At 42.2% G+C, this 17617-nt stretch carries 14 protein-coding genes; 8 read left to right on the top strand and 6 right to left on the bottom strand.

The window, feature by feature from the left end:
• Nucleotides 1-180: 180 nt before the first annotated feature.
• Both AC1DQW_RS17945 and AC1DQW_RS17940 read left to right on the top strand, forming a co-directional pair.
• Nucleotides 181-2910: an MBG domain-containing protein gene (locus AC1DQW_RS17945; RefSeq protein WP_477455339.1), complete on the top strand. Its 2730-nt coding sequence runs from the start codon at nucleotides 181-183 to the stop codon at nucleotides 2908-2910.
• The gene (locus tag AC1DQW_RS17940; RefSeq protein WP_477455338.1) at nucleotides 2907-3590 is read left to right on the top strand and encodes a hypothetical protein; all 684 of its coding nucleotides are present in this window, start codon (nucleotides 2907-2909) and stop codon (nucleotides 3588-3590) included. The genes AC1DQW_RS17945 and AC1DQW_RS17940 overlap by 4 nt, the downstream gene beginning before the upstream one ends.
• An 87-nt stretch (nucleotides 3591-3677) precedes the next feature.
• On the opposite strand, the gene AC1DQW_RS17935 is transcribed toward AC1DQW_RS17940, so the two are convergent.
• Complete coding sequence (locus AC1DQW_RS17935) at nucleotides 3678-5156, bottom strand: OmpP1/FadL family transporter (RefSeq protein ID WP_477455337.1); 1479 nt, start codon at nucleotides 5154-5156, stop codon at nucleotides 3678-3680.
• Nucleotides 5157-5174: 18 nt separating this feature from the next.
• On the bottom strand, nucleotides 5175-6101 hold the full coding sequence (locus tag AC1DQW_RS17930) for a hypothetical protein (protein ID WP_477455336.1): 927 nt from the start codon (nucleotides 6099-6101) through the stop codon (nucleotides 5175-5177).
• A gap of 97 nt (nucleotides 6102-6198) precedes the next feature.
• On the opposite strand from AC1DQW_RS17930, the gene proS reads away from it, so the two are divergent.
• The 4 genes from proS to AC1DQW_RS17910 all read left to right on the top strand — a co-directional run bounded on the left by proS (nucleotide 6199) and on the right by AC1DQW_RS17910 (nucleotide 12269).
• A complete protein-coding gene (gene proS, locus AC1DQW_RS17925; RefSeq protein WP_477455335.1) occupies nucleotides 6199-7671 on the top strand; it encodes a proline--tRNA ligase in 1473 nt (490 codons plus the stop codon).
• An 84-nt stretch (nucleotides 7672-7755) separates the two neighbouring features.
• On the top strand, nucleotides 7756-8895 hold the full coding sequence (locus AC1DQW_RS17920; RefSeq protein ID WP_477455334.1) for a cystathionine gamma-synthase: 1140 nt from the start codon (nucleotides 7756-7758) through the stop codon (nucleotides 8893-8895).
• 102 nt (nucleotides 8896-8997) lie between these two features.
• Nucleotides 8998-9828 (top strand): TIGR02757 family protein, encoded by an 831-nt coding sequence (locus tag AC1DQW_RS17915; RefSeq protein WP_477455333.1) that lies wholly within the window; start codon nucleotides 8998-9000, stop codon nucleotides 9826-9828.
• 440 nt (nucleotides 9829-10268) lie between these two features.
• Nucleotides 10269-12269 carry a KUP/HAK/KT family potassium transporter gene (locus AC1DQW_RS17910; protein ID WP_477455332.1) on the top strand — a complete coding sequence of 667 codons (2001 nt, stop codon included), beginning with the start codon at nucleotides 10269-10271 and terminating at the stop codon, nucleotides 12267-12269.
• 68 nt (nucleotides 12270-12337) lie between these two features.
• On the opposite strand, the gene AC1DQW_RS17905 is transcribed toward AC1DQW_RS17910, so the two are convergent.
• From AC1DQW_RS17905 to AC1DQW_RS17890, 4 genes are all read right to left on the bottom strand, one after another.
• The gene (locus tag AC1DQW_RS17905) at nucleotides 12338-12622 is read right to left on the bottom strand and encodes a hypothetical protein (RefSeq protein WP_477407112.1); all 285 of its coding nucleotides are present in this window, start codon (nucleotides 12620-12622) and stop codon (nucleotides 12338-12340) included.
• Between the two features lie 129 nt (nucleotides 12623-12751).
• Nucleotides 12752-13198, bottom strand: coding sequence for a PIN domain-containing protein (locus AC1DQW_RS17900; RefSeq protein ID WP_477455331.1), 447 nt, complete (start codon nucleotides 13196-13198; stop codon nucleotides 12752-12754).
• A gap of 27 nt (nucleotides 13199-13225) precedes the next feature.
• On the bottom strand, nucleotides 13226-13429 hold the full coding sequence (locus AC1DQW_RS17895; RefSeq protein ID WP_477455330.1) for a hypothetical protein: 204 nt from the start codon (nucleotides 13427-13429) through the stop codon (nucleotides 13226-13228).
• A 46-nt stretch (nucleotides 13430-13475) separates the two neighbouring features.
• On the bottom strand, nucleotides 13476-14534 hold the full coding sequence (locus AC1DQW_RS17890) for a nucleoid-associated protein (RefSeq protein WP_477455329.1): 1059 nt from the start codon (nucleotides 14532-14534) through the stop codon (nucleotides 13476-13478).
• Nucleotides 14535-14677: 143 nt separating this feature from the next.
• On the opposite strand from AC1DQW_RS17890, the gene mnmE reads away from it, so the two are divergent.
• Both mnmE and AC1DQW_RS17880 read left to right on the top strand, forming a co-directional pair.
• Nucleotides 14678-16111, top strand: a complete 1434-nt coding sequence (gene mnmE, locus AC1DQW_RS17885) for a tRNA uridine-5-carboxymethylaminomethyl(34) synthesis GTPase MnmE (protein ID WP_477455328.1) — start codon at nucleotides 14678-14680, stop codon at nucleotides 16109-16111.
• A gap of 421 nt (nucleotides 16112-16532) precedes the next feature.
• A partial coding sequence (locus AC1DQW_RS17880) for a ligand-binding sensor domain-containing protein (protein WP_477455327.1) occupies nucleotides 16533-17617 on the top strand: 1085 nt, incomplete at its 3' end.

Raw genomic sequence — 17617 nt, 5'->3', positions numbered from 1 at the left:
TAATAAGGCTGTATTGTAATTTTGATTAATGATAACCGATAAATAATTTGACCAATTAAAATATACGCATTTAATATGTTTAAAACATTCTGTTTAACCATTTGATAGTTATGGTTTTTTTGGATATTTTTCCATAAAATTTTAACTCAAACTTTTCTTGTAAATTCCTAAACCGATAATATGAAGAAAATTTACTTTTTAGTAACTTTTGTAATACTGCTTATTTTTTCAAAAAATAGTTATGCCCAAATTCCGGCTTTCAGTTATGCCACTCCGCAAAAATTTACTGTTGGTACTAAAATAAGTCCGGTAGCCCCTAAAAGTACCGGTGGCCCTATCCCCGATGAGGTTTATTCAAAAGTAAGTACCCTGGCCGGGAGCGGTTTTTATGGCTATAAAGACACCCTGGCCAAATATGCCCGTTTTGAAAACCCGGTAAGCGTTGCTTTTGACAGTAAAGGAAATATGTATGTGGCAGATGCCAATTTAAATATGATCAGGAAGATCTCGGCTAAAGGTTTGGTAAGTACATTTGCCGGGAACCCAAAAAAAGACGCAAAAAACGGACAGGATACCGCTGCGAGATTTAATTATCCTACAGGAGTAACAGTAGATAAAAACGATAACGTGTATGTAGCTGATTTTGGCAATAACATGATCAGGAAGATTACACCAACCGGTTTCGTAAGTACGTTTGCCGGTAGTGTGAACTATGGAAATAAAGATGCAAACGGTACATCAGCACGCTTTAACCTTCCCTATAGCTTAGTTTTCGATCCGCTATCGGGCGATATCATAGTAGCAGATACTTATAATAACAAGATAAGGAGGATTTCGCCACGGGGAGATGTAACTACTATAGCCGGTACAGGTGCGCCCGGACGTGCAGACGGAATTACCACAAGAGCAACTTTTAAAATACCGTACAGCGTCGCGGTTGATAAGAATGGAGTAATATATGTAGCCGATCAGGGGAATAACTGTATAAGGAAGGTTATTCCTGGTAATCCGGGCTGGGTTAGCAATTTTACTGATACTACCTATACATCACCTTACGGTATTGCTGTTGATAACTTAAACCGGGTATACCTGTCAACTGTAGAGGATTTTGGTATAATACAGTTTGATGGTAATGGTAAACAAATAGGGTCGCATCCATTTTCTGGTGGCTCATACAGAACTTTTAACGATGCTACCGATACTTTAAGCAGCTATAGGGGAAGTATGGGTTTAACCTTTGACGGGCAGAACAACCTGTTGATTGCCGATCAGGGTAACGACCGGATTCGGAAAGTAGCTGTTAATGGCTATACTGTGAGCCCCCGCCTGCCCGCTGGTTTAAGTATTGATAGTACAGGCACAATTGTTGGAACTCCCACAACGGTTACCGCCGCCAAAGATTATGTAATAACAGCCTATAATAATAGTGGCTCGGCAAACAATAAAATTAATATCAGTGTTGGTATTGCTACCCAAACCATTACGTTTAATAAGCTATCGCCGCTTAGCTATGGCAATGTTGATTATGCGCCACCGGCAACAAGTACCGATACGCTGATTGCCATAAAATACAGCAGCAGCAATCCTGCTGTTGCAACTATTGTGAGCAACAAAATTCATATTACCGGCGCAGGCACCACTACTATCACCGCCAATCAGGATGGAAATAGCAATTATAAGGCCGCTACGCCGGTTAGTCAGCCTTTAACGGTTAATAAAGCGGTTTTAACCGTTACTGCCGATGATAAAATAAAAACAGCGCTAAAAGATAATCCGCCTTTAACGGCCAATTACAAAGGCTTTGTTTATGCCGAGGATACAACTGTATTAATTACCAGGCCATCCATTAGTACAACAGCTACTTCGGGTTCGGCAGCCGGTACTTATCCCATAACGGTAAAAGGAGCCGATGCTAAAAATTATTCGTTTAACTATGTTGCCGGTAAGCTTATTGTGGCCCCTGTACCTGTTATTGCAGCCACGGGTTCAACTACTATTGTTAACGGGGGCAGTGTTACTCTATCGGCTTCCCCAACTACCGGTTATACTTACCAATGGGCCGCAGATGGAAAAAACATCAGCGGGGCCACGGCCAGTACCTATGTAGCTACAAAAACGGGAGGATATTCGGTAGCAATTACTGCTAATAATTACACCACGTATTCATTGTATACCAGTGTTTTATCGCAGTTGCAGCTGCCACCTGGTAACTTTAAAATAAGTATTGCCGGTGCAACCTGTAAAGGCAGCAATAATGGATCTATTCACATAGCTGCGCAGCAGCGGCTCAAATATTCTGCAGCTTTTTCGGGCAATAACATTAACAAATCCTATCCTTTTACCGATTCACTTTCTATAAACAATCTTTCGCCGGGTAACTACAGTATTTGTTTTTCGGTCGACGGTGAAATATACAGCCAATGTTTCCAGTTAAAGGTTACCGAACCTAAGGACCTGTCGGTTTATTCAACGGTTGATCAAAAGCTAAATAACCTGAATTTACAGTTGGATGGCGGAACTTCTTTCAGGATAGTGTTAAACAGTATGACCTATAACACAACTGAAAAGCAAATAAGCTTACCGCTTGCCGCAGGATACAATAAATTAAGTATCACTACCGATAACTTATGCCAGGGCGTAGTAGAAAAAGTTATTGTAGTGGCCGATAAAATTATTCCATTTCCCAATCCATTTCAAAATGTGCTTAACGTGAATATTGGTAACCAAACTGTTAATAACATAGGCGTAAACATAGTTAACACAATGAGTGGCAAAACGATGCTTAATAGTAAATATACAAATCAGTCGGGCGTGATGCAGTTTGATATGTCGGGCTTTCCAAATGGGGTATACTACCTTAATTTAAACCTCGATAATAATAAATCCGGATATAAAATTGTAAAAAAATGATCAAGCGTATTTTAAGTTTAATAACAATATTGGCTATTGTATCATGCGGAAAAAAAGAACCCACACCCCCACCGGGCATTGCAACTTTATCTGCGCCTTTAAAAGATCAGCCCTGTCTTACGGGAACAGTATTGTCGGCTACAGAAAGTTCGGTTTCTTTTTCATGGAATTCATCGCAAAATACAGACAAGTATGATTTAACGATAACCAATCTTTTAACAAAAGCAGCAACTACCCAAACCGTATCAGCAACTAATGCAACGGCAAAACTGCTTCGTAACACACCGTACTCCTGGTACATCAGCTCTAAATCAAATAAGTCATCAGTTGTAAGCAAAAGCGATACCTGGAAATTTTACAACGCTGGTGCAGGGATTGTTACTTATGCACCTTTCCCCGCAGAAATTACCGCGCCCGCGTTTGGCGCTATCATGAGTTCGGGTACTATTAAAGTAAATCTAACGTGGAAGGGAAGTTCGGTAAGTTCAAATATCGTTGCTTACGATGTGTATTTCGGCCCATCAAACAACCCCACTTTGTTCAGAAACCATATTACTGATAGTTTTTTGAATGATGTAACAGTTGGAGCAAATACTACCTATTACTGGCGCGTGGTTACCATAGATGCAAACGGCAATATCTCCGACTCGGGCACTTATAATTTTTTCGTTCAGAAATAGGATGTAATCTAAAGTCATTTTAAAAATGAAACGCCGCCTGCATATTTTATAATGCGGCGGCGCTTTTGTTATAATTATTGCTGTTCGTTAAAATGCATACCCTAAAGTAAGGAAAGCATTGTTATTTGTCTTTTTAAGAGCTGCCGATGGGCTTGCCGCGCCTATCTCATAAGGGTAAACTGTTTGGTTGCCGCTTAAATGTGCATAAGTAGCATCTACATAGTAACTGCCAAACCTTACGCCAACGCCGCCGGTTATGGTTTTAATATCGCTGCCATTTTGTTTAAGCGGGCTACCTTGTATGCTGTAGCCGCCACGCAGGTAAAACATGCTGTTTAAACGGGCTTCGGCTCCCACGCGGGCGTTTACGGTTGAGCGGTAAAGCGCTTTAATATTACCGTTGTCAAAATCGGCGGTATAGCTGTCGTTGCTGCTGATGTGGGTGGTAGTATAATCAATGTAATCTATATCGCCAGAAATAAAACCGTATTTACCAATAAATATGGCAGCGCCACCAGTAAATTTAAATGGCGTACGCATGTTGTAGGATAAAGAATAATCCTGCGGACCATTACTAAAGTTGCTTCCGTTATTGAATTTGGTTGAAAGGCTTTCATCGTAGGAGTCGTCGATAGTATAAAATGTTGGCGAGGTAACTGTAACACCCAGGCGCAGGGCATTAACCGGTTTGTAAATTAAACCCAACTTAACATTACCGCCAGATCCCTTGGTGATCTGATCCTGCACAAACCCCGAATTAAAGCCTACATCGGTGCCGATATTATTTACAAGTATGTTTGCATTGCCTGTTTCGTTAAATACACTGTATGAGTTATACCTTATATCTGATAATGATACACCTAAACCTAAATACAGTTTATTGCTGTAATTGGCTCCAAAAGCAAGGTTTACTTCTGATTGCCCGCCCGAGCGTATAGTATTGCTTAACTGGTCTACGGTGCCAAATGCATTTCTGCGGTATTCAGACCCGCCTCCTGTAGTACTATAACTATCAATCAGGTTTTGCTGATAAGCCCAATCATCAAGTCCGCCCTCGCTTACCTGGCCATTTGCATTGGCAATATCGGCATAATAATTACCTATCGAGTTGGATGCGTTTTTACCGCCGTAAGTTATGTTTTCGTAAAAATTATTGGTACGGCTGTAAGCGGCTCCATAATTAATACTTACCCATCCTTTTGTTTTATCGCGGCCCTTTGGTGTATTTAACCGCTGGTAAATTGCCACCGAAGCATTACTAAAATTCAGGTTATTCTTGCTGTCGGTACCAAACTGGCCAAGGTAAGTAGAATTTACCTTTGAGCCATTATACTCGGGCGTTATGCTTACCTCCGAGTGGGTAAAAAATCCCAGGCCTGCGGGGTTGCCGCTTATCGAGCTTAAGTCGCCGCCTACAGCTGTTCCTGCATTGCCTACTGCCTTAATACGTGATGTTGACCCGGTTTGAAAGGTGCTGAAGCGTATAGCATCCTGCGAATACTGCGCAAAACTATCTTCAGTAAATGCTACTATAGCAATTACACTTAGTAAATATTTAATTTTCATAGATATATGCTGATAAAATTATGGTCTAACTGGTCTGCCGCCACCACCGCCGCTGCTACTGCTTCCGCCGCTGCTTCTTGAGCCGCTGCCCGAGTTTGATGGAGATGATGGAGTAGGTTGTGAACGATCAACACTTTGCGTTGCCGGCCTGGTATCCTGTTGCCTTACCGGGCGCGAATCGCGGGAGTAACTGTTATTATTGTTATTCGAATTACCGCGGGTTATGCCATCGGTAGTCCGGTTTGCCCGGCCACCAGGTATATAACCTATGCCTGTTCTTGAACTTGAATTTGATGCCGGACCGCCAATACGTGTACCGCGACCATAAGCACTTACCGAACCACGCCCGCTTAAAGGGCTACCCGTACCGCGTACAGGACGCGGCGTACCCGATGATACATAGGCTGGATACCCATACCCGCCGCCATAAAAGGCGCAGCCGTATAAACCACCATAGCCACCATACCCATATCCTAATCCCCAGCCGCCATAGCCGTATCCGGAGCCAAAACCTAATCCCCAGCCACCATAACCATATCCTAAACCCCAGCCGCCAAAGCCGCCGCCATAAGCGTATGGTGAGTAACCATAGCCATACGGGCCGTAATTAAAGCCTAAGCTAAAGCCGCCGTTATAATATGGATTGCTGTAACCGTAATATAAATTATCATAATAACTAAACGGAGAGTAATAACTGAAACGGTTTATGCGCGATGCATAATCATCATAGTAAAAGTAATCATCGCTATCTTCTTCCTGTTGCTGATTATCGGCATCATTTTGATTGTAAACAGGCTGAGTAGCGTAAATAGGCTCATCACCGGCTTTGGCATTTGAAAAATAAACGTCGTCGGTATTGGCGGTGGTAGCGAGTTTTTGGGTAGAGCAGGAACTCAGTGCAAAGGCACTGAAGAAAAAAATTCCTATTGCAATGTTCCGTTTCATATTCAGGTTTGTAAAAGTTCGGGTTCGAATAAGTTTTAAATTTATAAATTTGAGCGCAATATACAATAATTGCAAAGTCAAATTCTATTCAATCAATATGAGCAAAGGTGTTATTAGTAAAGACGAAGATTATTCGCAATGGTTTAACGACTTAGTAATTAAATCTGACATGGCCGAATATTCGCCGGTTAGGGGCTGTATGATCATTAAACCCTATGGTTACTCTATATGGGAAAAGATCCAGGCCGTGCTTGACGGAATGTTTAAAGATACTGGGCATAGCAATGCCTATTTTCCGCTGTTGATACCCAAATCATTTTTTAGTAAAGAAGCCAGCCATGTTGAGGGTTTTGCCAAGGAATGCGCTGTTGTAACGCACTATCGCCTTAAAAACGATGGTGACGGAAATATTATAGTTGATGAGGATGCCAAACTGGAAGAAGAGCTTATCATTCGCCCAACATCCGAAACCATTATCTGGAACACCTACAAAGGCTGGATTCAATCATACCGCGACCTGCCTATCCTGGTTAACCAATGGGCCAACGTAATGCGCTGGGAAATGCGTACCCGTTTGTTTTTACGCACCAGCGAGTTTTTATGGCAGGAAGGCCACACTGCCCATGCCACAGCAGAAGAAGCTATAGCCGAAACCGAGCAGATGCTTAACGTTTATGCCGATTTTGCCGAGAACTGGATGGCCCTCCCTGTAGTAAAAGGCCGTAAAACCCCCAATGAGCGTTTTGCCGGTGCTTTGGACACTTATTGCATTGAGGCATTAATGCAGGATGGTAAAGCCCTGCAAGCCGGTACATCGCATTTTTTGGGGCAAAATTTTGCCAAGGCGTTTGATGTGAAATTTACCAATAAAGAAAATAAAATTGAACATGTTTGGGCAACCTCATGGGGGGTATCTACCCGTTTAATAGGAGCGCTGATTATGGCTCACAGTGATGATGCCGGCCTGGTACTGCCACCAAAACTGGCCCCTATACAAGTTGTAGTTGTGCCTATTTACAAGCATCAGGAAGAATTGGATAATATATCTGCCTATGTAGATACTTTAAAAAAGGAACTGAAGGGTAAAGGTATTTCTGTGAAATTTGATAATCGCGATACCCACCGCCCCGGAGCGAAATTTGCCGAGTACGAGTTGAAAGGCGTTCCATTGCGCGTTGCCATTGGCAGCCGCGACATGACAAACGGAACAGTGGAACTGGCCCGCCGTGATACAAAAACCAAAGAGACTGTTAACCAGGTAGGTTTGACCCAATATATTGAAGCTTTATTAGAAGAAATTCAAAACAATATCTACAAAAAAGCTTTCGATTTCCGCGCGGGGAACACCACCGAGGTTGATACCTACGAGGAGTTTAAACGACTGCTGGATGAGCAGCCAGGTTTCCTGAGCGCCCACTGGGATGGCACAGCCGAAACCGAACAAAAGATAAAAGAGGAAACTAAAGCGACAATCCGTTGCATACCTTTGGATAACAAACAGGAAGAGGGGAAATGCATTTTGACGGGCAAGCCGTCGACGCAGAGGGTTTTGTTTGCACGGGCATATTAATTAGGTGCGTGTTGCCGGTTGCGTGTTGCGGGTGAAAAGCGTAACAAGTAACCCGCAACCCGCAACACATAACACGCAACTGAAATGAAATTCGCAACTAAAGCAATACACGCAGGGCAGGAGCCCGATCCAACTACAGGCGCTATCATGACGCCGATATACCAGACATCCACCTACTGGCAAAAATCGCCGGGTGATAATAAGGGCTATGAGTACTCGCGTGGCACCAATCCTACCCGCAAAGCGCTTGAGGATTGTTTGGCCGCATTGGAGAATGCCAAATTCGGCCTGGCTTTTTCAAGCGGAATGGGTGCAACCGATGCCGTAATGAAATTGTTATCGCCGGGCGATGAGGTGATTACCGGTAATGACCTGTATGGTGGTTCGTACCGCATTTTTACAAAGATTTATGCTAACTATGGCATCAAGTTTCATTTTCTGGATCTGTCTGATCCCGAGATTGTTGCCGAGTATACCAACTCATATACCAAACTGGTTTGGATAGAAACGCCTACAAACCCAACCATGCAAATTGTGGATATTGAGGCTATAGGCAAAATAACCAAAGAGAAAAATTTGCTTTTTGTGGTAGATAATACCTTTGCTTCGCCATACCTGCAAAATCCTATTGATTTGGGTGCCAACCTGGTAATGCACTCCGTAACCAAGTACATCGGTGGGCATAGCGACGTGGTAATGGGCGCCCTGATGATGAACGATGAGGAATTGTACAAAAGGCTCTGGTTCATTTACAATGCCTGCGGTGCAACGCCTGGCCCTATGGACAGCTTCCTGGTGCTGCGTGGCATAAAAACCCTGCACCTGCGTATGAAGGCCCATTGCGAAAATGGCCGCCAGATAGCCGAATTCCTAAAAACACATCCCAAAGTAGAAAAGATTTACTGGCCGGGCTTTACTGATCATCCAAATCACGAAGTTGCCAAAAAACAGATGCGCGATTTTGGCGGTATGATATCTATCGTGCTAAAAGGTGCTGATTTGCAGGAAACATTCCGCATAGCATCATCATTTAAAGTATTTGCTTTAGCTGAGTCATTAGGCGGTGTGGAATCCCTGATCAACCACCCTGTAAGCATGACCCACGGATCTATCCCCAAAGCCGAACGTGAAAAAGCCGGTGTGGTTGATAACCTGCTGCGTTTAAGCGTAGGGGTAGAGGATATAGAGGATCTGTTGGAAGACCTTCGTCAGGCATTGAGTTAAAACCTACCCGTCATTGCGAGGCACGAAGCAATCCCCTACATGCAAGTCCACTTAGCAAATCGGGGATTGCTTCGTGCCTCGCAATGACGTTTTTTATATGTAATGATCGAAAACCTCCAATCCTTTCTCGATGCTAAAGTCGCCCAATACAACCGTCCGGAGTTTATTGAGAACGATCCTATAGTTATCCCGCACTCATTCAGCAAAAAGCAGGATATTGAGATCATGGGTTTTTGGGCGGCTACCCTGGCCTGGGGACAGCGGGTTACCATTATCAAAAAATGCAGGGAACTCATCACCCTGATGGATGGTGCGCCCTACGATTTCATTATCAACCACGAAGAACCCGATCTTAAAAAGCTCCTTAGCTTTAAGCACCGTACCTTTAATGATATTGATACGCTGTACTTCATTAGCTTTTTCAGATATCATTATGAACGGTTCGACTCGTTGGAAGATGCCTTTATTCCCAAGCCCCCTAACCCCCTGAAGGGGGAACAACAGGAGGCAAATCAAAAAGCTCCCCTTTTAGGTGGATGGGAGGCCAAAGATCATCTAAATTACTTTCGTTCGTATTTTTTCTCTCTGCCCGATTACCCGCATCGCACCAAAAAACACGTATCCTCGCCCTCACAAAAATCAACCTGTAAAAGGCTCAATATGTTTTTACGCTGGATGGTTCGCAAGGACGATAATGGTGTAGATTTCGGCATCTGGAACCGCATTAAACCTGCAGACCTGATTTGCCCTCTTGATCTGCATGTGGATCGGGTGTCCCGCAAACTCCTCCTCATCACCCGCAAACAAACCGATTGGCAAACCGCCGTTGAACTAACCGAAAGGCTAAAACAATTTGATCCGCTTGATCCCGTAAAGTATGATTTTGCATTGTTTGGGCTGGGGATTGAAGAGCGCTGGGGCGTACAGTTTTAGGGTTTGATTTTCATTATACTGAAGTCATCCTGAACTTGTTTCAGGATCTGACAAGACAGGGTAGCCATTATGTTGTGCACTTTGTATGTGGATGCCGAAATAAATTCGGCATAATCCTGTAGTTTTTAGGTCAATTTCGTAAAAAATATCTTGAACATGCCTTTCCCTTCTTTCCTATCAAAATGATAAAACCTATCAAAATGATAGGTTTTATCATCTCAACTATATTTGCTTTAAAACAGGTAAGTATTTGTAAAATAGCTAATTAGTAAATTAAGACTATCGTCGGCATGTATTTTGGCCATGCGGATTTATTAGTAAAATTAGTTTATGGTGATATTATTTCCTGTTGCGGCTGCCAAAAACCAGTATGGCTGGCAATGTTCTCTGAAGCAGCCGGATCACCGCATTGCAAATCCCCTGATTTTTATCTTAATTAAATGAATTCGCACGTTAAGCACATCACTTTCGCGGGTATGATAGTTACCCTCGGTATCATTTTTGGCGATATCGGTACATCTCCCCTTTACGTTTTTCAAACCCTGCTGGTTGAGGGCGGTAAGGTTAACTCCTCCCTTGTTTTAGGCTCTATCTCCTGTATCTTCTGGACACTTACCCTGCAAACAACCTTTAAGTACATTGTAATAACCCTGCAGGCCGATAACAAGGGCGAAGGCGGGATTTTCTCCCTGTATGCCCTGGTAAGGCGCTATGGCAAATGGCTGGCTATCCCGGCTATCATTGGTGCAGGTACCTTGCTTGCCGATGGTATAATTACCCCGCCTATATCGGTAACATCGGCTATTGAGGGATTGAACCTGGTGCCCTACTTTTCGGATGTTATCATCCCGGGTAATAACCTTATTTTATTAATTGTGATTGCCATAATCATCCTGCTTTTCTTTTTTCAGCAGTTTGGTACCAAAGTGGTTGGCTCGGCTTTTGGCCCCATTATGCTAATTTGGTTTTTGATGCTGGGCATTTTAGGTGGTATCCAGGTGATACATTCTCCCGGTATATTTAAAGCCCTGAACCCTTATTATGGGGCGCGTTTACTAATGGATCACCCCCAGGGTTTCTGGCTGTTAGGCGCGGTGTTTTTGTGTACTACCGGTGCCGAGGCATTATACTCCGATCTTGGTCATTGCGGCCGCAAAAACATCCAGGTAAGCTGGATCTTTGTTAAAGTCACACTTGTCCTCAACTATCTTGGGCAGGGCGCATGGGTATTGTCACAGGCACCAACCAAGAATTTTACCGGGGTAAATCCTTTCTTCGAGATAGTGCCCCACCAGTTCCTGATCCCGAGTATTGCGCTGGCTACCATGGCTACCATCATTGCCAGCCAGGCTTTAATCAGCGGCTCGTTTACGCTCATCAGCGAGGCGGTGAGTATGAATTTCTGGCCAAGGATCACTATCAAATATCCATCAAACATTCGCGGACAGATCTATATCCCCAGTATTAACTGGATCCTGTGCGTTGGCTGTATTTTGGTTTCGCTGTATTTTCGCACATCCAGCGCCATGACGGCTGCTTATGGTTTCAGCATCACTATTGCCATGCTGAGCACAACCATTTTAATGTACTATTTTATGCGCTACGTAAAGCACTGGCCCGTGTGGCTGGTAACCATTGTACTGTGCGTGTTTTTAACGGTTGAGTTCTCGTTTTTTGTAGCCAACGCGGTTAAAATATTAAAGAGACTGTTCTTTGTAGGCTTCGAGGTTGGGTTGATCTTTACTATGTACATCTGGTTCAGGGCCCGCAAGATCAATAATCGTTTCCTTAATTTTATTGATATCAAAGAAAAGCTGCCCCTGCTGAATGCACTTAGTGCTGATACTACTGTTAACAAATATGCCACGCACCTTATTTATTTAACAAAAGCCAATAACAGTAAGCAAATAGAAGAAAAAATCATTTACTCTATCATGAGCCGTCGCCCCAAACGTGCCGATACTTACTGGTTTGTGCATATTGAAACTACCGCCGAACCTTATACTATGGAATACAGTGTAGACCAGATTGAGCCCGGCAAGGTTATCCGCATTGAATACCGTTTAGGGTTCAGGATCCAGCCGCGGGTGAACGTGCTGTTCCGCAATGTAGTAGAGGATATGGTGAAGCGCCAGGAAATTGATATTACAAGTAACTACCCATCGCTTCACGAATATAAGATCCCAGCCGATTTCAGGTTTGTGATCATGGAGAAATTCCTGAGTTATAACAACCTGTTCAGTGTAAGCGAAGGCTTTATCCTCAACAGTTATTTCGCCATCAAAAAACTGGCCCAGTCAGAAGCCAAAGCCTTCGGCCTGGATACCAGCGAAACCCGGATAGAAAAAATACCACTGGTGGTGAAACCGGTTACTAATTTACATTTGAAGAGGATAGACGCGGTTACTTACGGAGCAGGTAGTTTGGTTGAGGTGGATTAGCTCTTTAAATAAACCAGGCTTACAGAATACCATATGCTGTAAGCCTGGTAATAACGCAATTAATGCGTTTAGCTTTTTCTTTGTTCAATAATAATCTCCGGCGGGCATTCAACACGTTCCGCGCGTACTAATTTGCCATCTGCAAAATAATAGTACATGTTGGCGATTACTCTTTTACCATCAGTTTCAACAGCCCTTTTATAAACGGATCTTCCCCGGGATGCCTCAACTAAGTCTAAATTGTATTTTTGAGAAGCTGTAAATTCTTTTTCGCCCATTCCAATTGCATAATTGGGGACTTTACAGCTTGTAATGATAAATAGAAGGGATAAAATAATAAATGATCTTTTCATTTAGATGTTGTGATTTGGTTAACTAAAAATTGTTTGAATGTTGCAGGTAGGACTTAAAACAATAAAAAAGGTTTATCAGATAGGATATTTTTTGATAAACCTTCACGATTTTGAATTATACATATGTCTCTACGCTTCCAATTTATCCAATAGATCAGATAGATCGTTGGTTGTTAGTGTGTCGATAAATTTTTTTGATTGAAGACCTATAGTCAACTCTTTATCGCCGGTCCAAAGTTTTGCTTTGATGTGTTTAGTTAAAGCAACAAAAGGAGTATCGTTTAAATCGATATCTTCTAACACTTTTTCTGTAGCCATAATAATTTTTACAGGTAGTAAACCTTCGTTTACAAATGTAATACGCTTGGTGATTAAAAATTCTAATTCCTCAAGTTCTCGAGTAGAAAGTTTAGTGAGCTTAAGTAACTTATTACGATGTTTTAAAAGCTCGGTTTTTAAGAAATCACAAGTATAAAATTGAAGGTGATTTTTAGAATTAATAACAATCTTTCCAATTTTACTTCCTGGATTTAAGAGGGCACTAAATATAATATTGGTATCAACTACAACTTTCATTATCAGATAAAGAATGACAGTTAATAGTTATTTAATAAAGCGCTTTCTGTTTTCTGCCCACCAATCTTTATTAATAATTTTGGCCAGTTCGTCAATTTCTTTTTGGGTAGCCTTGCTTTTTGAGGTAAGTTCTTTATAGCGGGCATAATCAATAAAATCCTGCAGGTCATCAGTATTAACCGAGGCTGGTAATCTTATGATGACTTCTTTGCTGTTTCTTTCAATGATCATTTTATTTTCCTTTATCCAAATATACTTAAAATAGGGATTATATTCTCTACGCTTCTTCCTTAAAATAAACCTTGTAAAAGTTCATCGCCTTGCCGTCGTCGAAGCCTTTTTCAATGAGCTCTTTGTCGCCGTGGATATAGATGTGGAAGTTTTTATCAAGCTTTAGTACACTTTTATAATCGCGGGCTTGCTTTTTTACGGCATTGCCTGAAATTTCGAAGGTGTTGGCAATGGGGCTGTCGAACTCCTGCTCGTACTGGTTCTTGAAATTTTTGAACGATTCGATGGCTTCGGGGTTGCCTATTACTTCGCCGGCAAATTCGTCCATATCAAAGGTTTCTTTCTCCTTAAAATACTTCATAGATTTGTTAAGCAGGTCAATTTTATCGGCCTTGCTCATTTCAAACTGGTCGTCGAGCTTTTGGGTAACAAAATTTTTGTAGATACCCAGGGTATTGCTGGTTTGGTTATAGCTGTCGTTACGGATCCTGAGTTGTAAAAACTCGTCTTTCCAATACACGGCAGCATCTTGTCCGCCATTGGTTTTATCAACAACAACTACTTTATAACCGTTCTCTTTTTCGATATTAAAGATCAAAACACCTTTATCCAGTTTGTTGATGTTGATGGCATCCTGCTCATAATCAACCTGGAAACCACCCTTATCCGGGTAAACTTTCAGGTAGGTCTCTTTATTCTCTGATTTAAAAATGCCGATAGCATCCAGTGGGTTTCCTTCAATTTGTACCTTGTTAAAGTACACCACATAAAGTTCGCCGCCTTTGATGTTGGGGTGGGTGGTTACTTTGTACAGGTGTTTGGCAATCTTTTCAGATGCCTCATGAAACTTTTCTTTATCCTCAAATACCTGTGTGGCAAAGTTGTGCAGTTCGTTAAGGGCGAGATCGCCGCTGCTGTGCATCAGGTGGTAAACCTCGTTGGCTTTTTCAAAAGGTTTTAAAAAGTATTGCATCAACAAATTGGGGATAATATCATCCTTCAATTCCAGCGGATTATCTGACAAGGAGTACATCTCATCCTGCAATGGATTGCCAACATGATGTACCGAAATAGTATCGAGCGAAGCTTCAAAAAAAGTTACCATAATAGGGACAAAGGTAGTTTTTTTAGTCCATAGACCATGGACGATGGTCTATAGTTAGGTTACAAAAGGATGATAGGAAGATTGATCTTAAATTGCGACTTTTGTGCCTTAGTCCTTTTGCTATGGACTATTGACCATCGACTATGGACACTCACAACTCACAACTCACAACTCACAACTCCGAAGATACTATCGTTGCCCTTGCCACCCCAAACGGAATGGGCGCTATTGCGGTGATCCGCCTTTCGGGGTTCGATGCCATTGCCATAGCCAACAGCGTTTGGAAGGGTAAGGATTTAACTAAGCAAGCTTCACATACCATTCATTTCGGCCATATTGTGGATGGCGATTTGGTTTTGGATGAGGTGCTGGCCTCCTTGTTTGTGGCGCCACGGTCATACACCCGCGAGAATGTGGTTGAAATTTCCTGCCATGCTTCGGGTTATATTATTGAAAGTATCATTAAGTTGCTCATCAAAAAAGGGGCACGTTCTGCAAAGCCTGGTGAGTTTACGTTAAGGGCTTTTCTCAACGGCCAGCTCGATTTATCCCAGGCCGAGGCTGTTGCCGATCTGATTGCCTCCAACTCCAAAGCATCGCAACAGGTGGCTTTGCAGCAACTGAGGGGCGGTTTTAGTACCCAGTTGCAAACCCTGCGCGAACAACTGGTAAATTTTGCTTCGCTGATTGAGCTGGAACTTGACTTTGCCGAAGAGGATGTTGAGTTTGCCAACCGCGACCAACTGAAAGGCCTGATCCATGAGATCACCAAAATAGTAGGCAGGCTGATCCAATCTTTCGAGCTCGGTAATGCCATCAAGAACGGTGTAAATACCGTTATAGCAGGCAGGCCGAACGCAGGCAAATCGACCCTGCTGAATGCCTTATTGAACGAGGAACGGGCCATTGTAAGCCATATCCCTGGCACTACGCGGGATACCATTGAGGAGGTGCTGAATATACAGGGCATCAATTTTAGATTGATAGATACGGCTGGCATCCGCGAGGCTACAGATGCAATTGAGCAAATAGGGGTACAGCGCACCATGGAGAAGATAAGCCAGTCGGCCCTGTTGATCTATGTTTTTGATGCTGAATTAATTACCCTCGAAGAACTTAAAAGTGACCTTGAAAGCCTGCAAAAGCCAGGTGTAGGTATGCTTATGGTGGCTAATAAAATGGACTTAATAAGTGCGGGAAGTCCGAAAGAGGGAAAATTAGAAGGGATAGATGGGTTCTTCCGGACATCTGGACTTCCAGACACTCAGACTATCTTCGTCTCAGCCAAAGAAAAACTCCATATAGACGACCTTAAAAACAAGATCTATACCACTGCCATCAAAGATCAGCTCAGCGGCGACGAAACCTTGGTAACCAATATTCGCCACCTGGAGGCGCTTCAAAAAACCGAAGAGTCGCTGGTAAGGGTTTTAGGCGGTATTGACGGCAGTATTACTTCCGATTTTCTGTCGATGGATATTAAGCAGGCCCTTCACTACCTGGGCGAGATTACTGGCGTGGTTACTACCGATGATTTGCTGGAAAATATATTTAGTAAGTTTTGTATCGGTAAGTAGCTGACGTAAATAACTGATAATCGAGTATTTGTAAATTTATTTTAGAAAATAAAAATCCCATTTGCTTTTCCTTAAGCATCATGTATTCAGGCAATTACAAATAAGACTGATCGGTATATTTTCGTATTTTGTTACTGAAATTCGTTTTTGTTGTTCCTTATTTGTTCCTCACATTACTATTTGTTCCTCACATTACTATTTGTTCCTCATTTTTAATCAATCTTAATCATTGTGACTATAAATGATTAAATGGCACTAAATAGCACTAATCAATACAAAATGCCGCAAAAATGAGGGGGAAGTAACGCTTGGTAGATAAGGAATTGCCACTTTTACGATTTTATCTTACTTTTATACTATCTAAGTGTACCGGCTTGCTGAGGGCCAGGGTCCCGATTTCGAAGATCTCAACTAAATTTTAATGCATTTAAAACTTTATATTGTCGTTTCAGTGTTGTTTTTTGCTTACACGAACAATTTTGCGCAAAGCAATCAATACCGTTTTTCGCACCTTGATATAAGTAACGGGCTGTCGCACAGTCAGATCACCAGCATTTTTAAGGATTCTGAGGGGTTTATGTGGTTTGGTACTTCTTCCGGTCTCAACAGGTATGACGGTTATAACTTTAAAGTATTCAGGCACGACGCAAGTAACAAAAATTCTATTAATTTCGATTATATAAGAAGCATTTTTGAAGGCCCTGATAAAAAATTATGGATATCAACTCCCCCCGGCTTCTGTTTCTATGATCCGGAAACAGAACGGTTTAATAATGATATGTCATTATTGTCACGTCCTTTGAAGCTACCCGTTAATGATCCTCAAAAAATTGAACGCAGCAGCGCTGCAGACTTTTGGTTTTTATATGCCGATTCGGGCATTTACAGATATAACGCCATAAGCAAAAAGACGACGCGTTATTTTCACAGTGTTAACGGGGGGGGCTCGTTATACCCAGGTTCCATTGCGGATATCACGTCTGACGTTAAAGGCAATATTTGGATAGTTTATACTGACGGAATGGTGGAGATGCTTGATGTTAAACTTAACAGGATCAGCTATCGCACCAGCATATTTAACAGGGTAACTAATAATAAGAAAGATCGTTATGCACTGCTCGTCGACCGCCATGGTGATTTATGGTTTTACTTGCCGTACAATGATTTGGGCCTATTTTATTACCAGCCTTCAACAGGGACTTTCAGGCATATTGATAAAGAATCAGCCGGGATAAAGTTAAAAACGAACCTTATTACCAACATTGTTCAGGCTAATGATGGCTTGATATGGATCGCAACTGACCATGGGGGGGTAAATGTGCTGGATAAAAAGAATGCGACAATCACCTATCTGCTAAATAAGGGAGATGACCCTACCTCATTAAGGCAAAACACCGCAACACTCTATAAGGATAACTTAGGTATTATATGGGCCGGTACTAATAAAAAGGGAATAAGTTATTATCATAAAAATATTATCAAGTTCCCGCTTTTCAGGCATTTAGA

Source organism: Mucilaginibacter sp. P5_A4, assembly GCF_056400605.1.
This window is presented reverse-complemented; position numbering and strand designations above follow the sequence as displayed.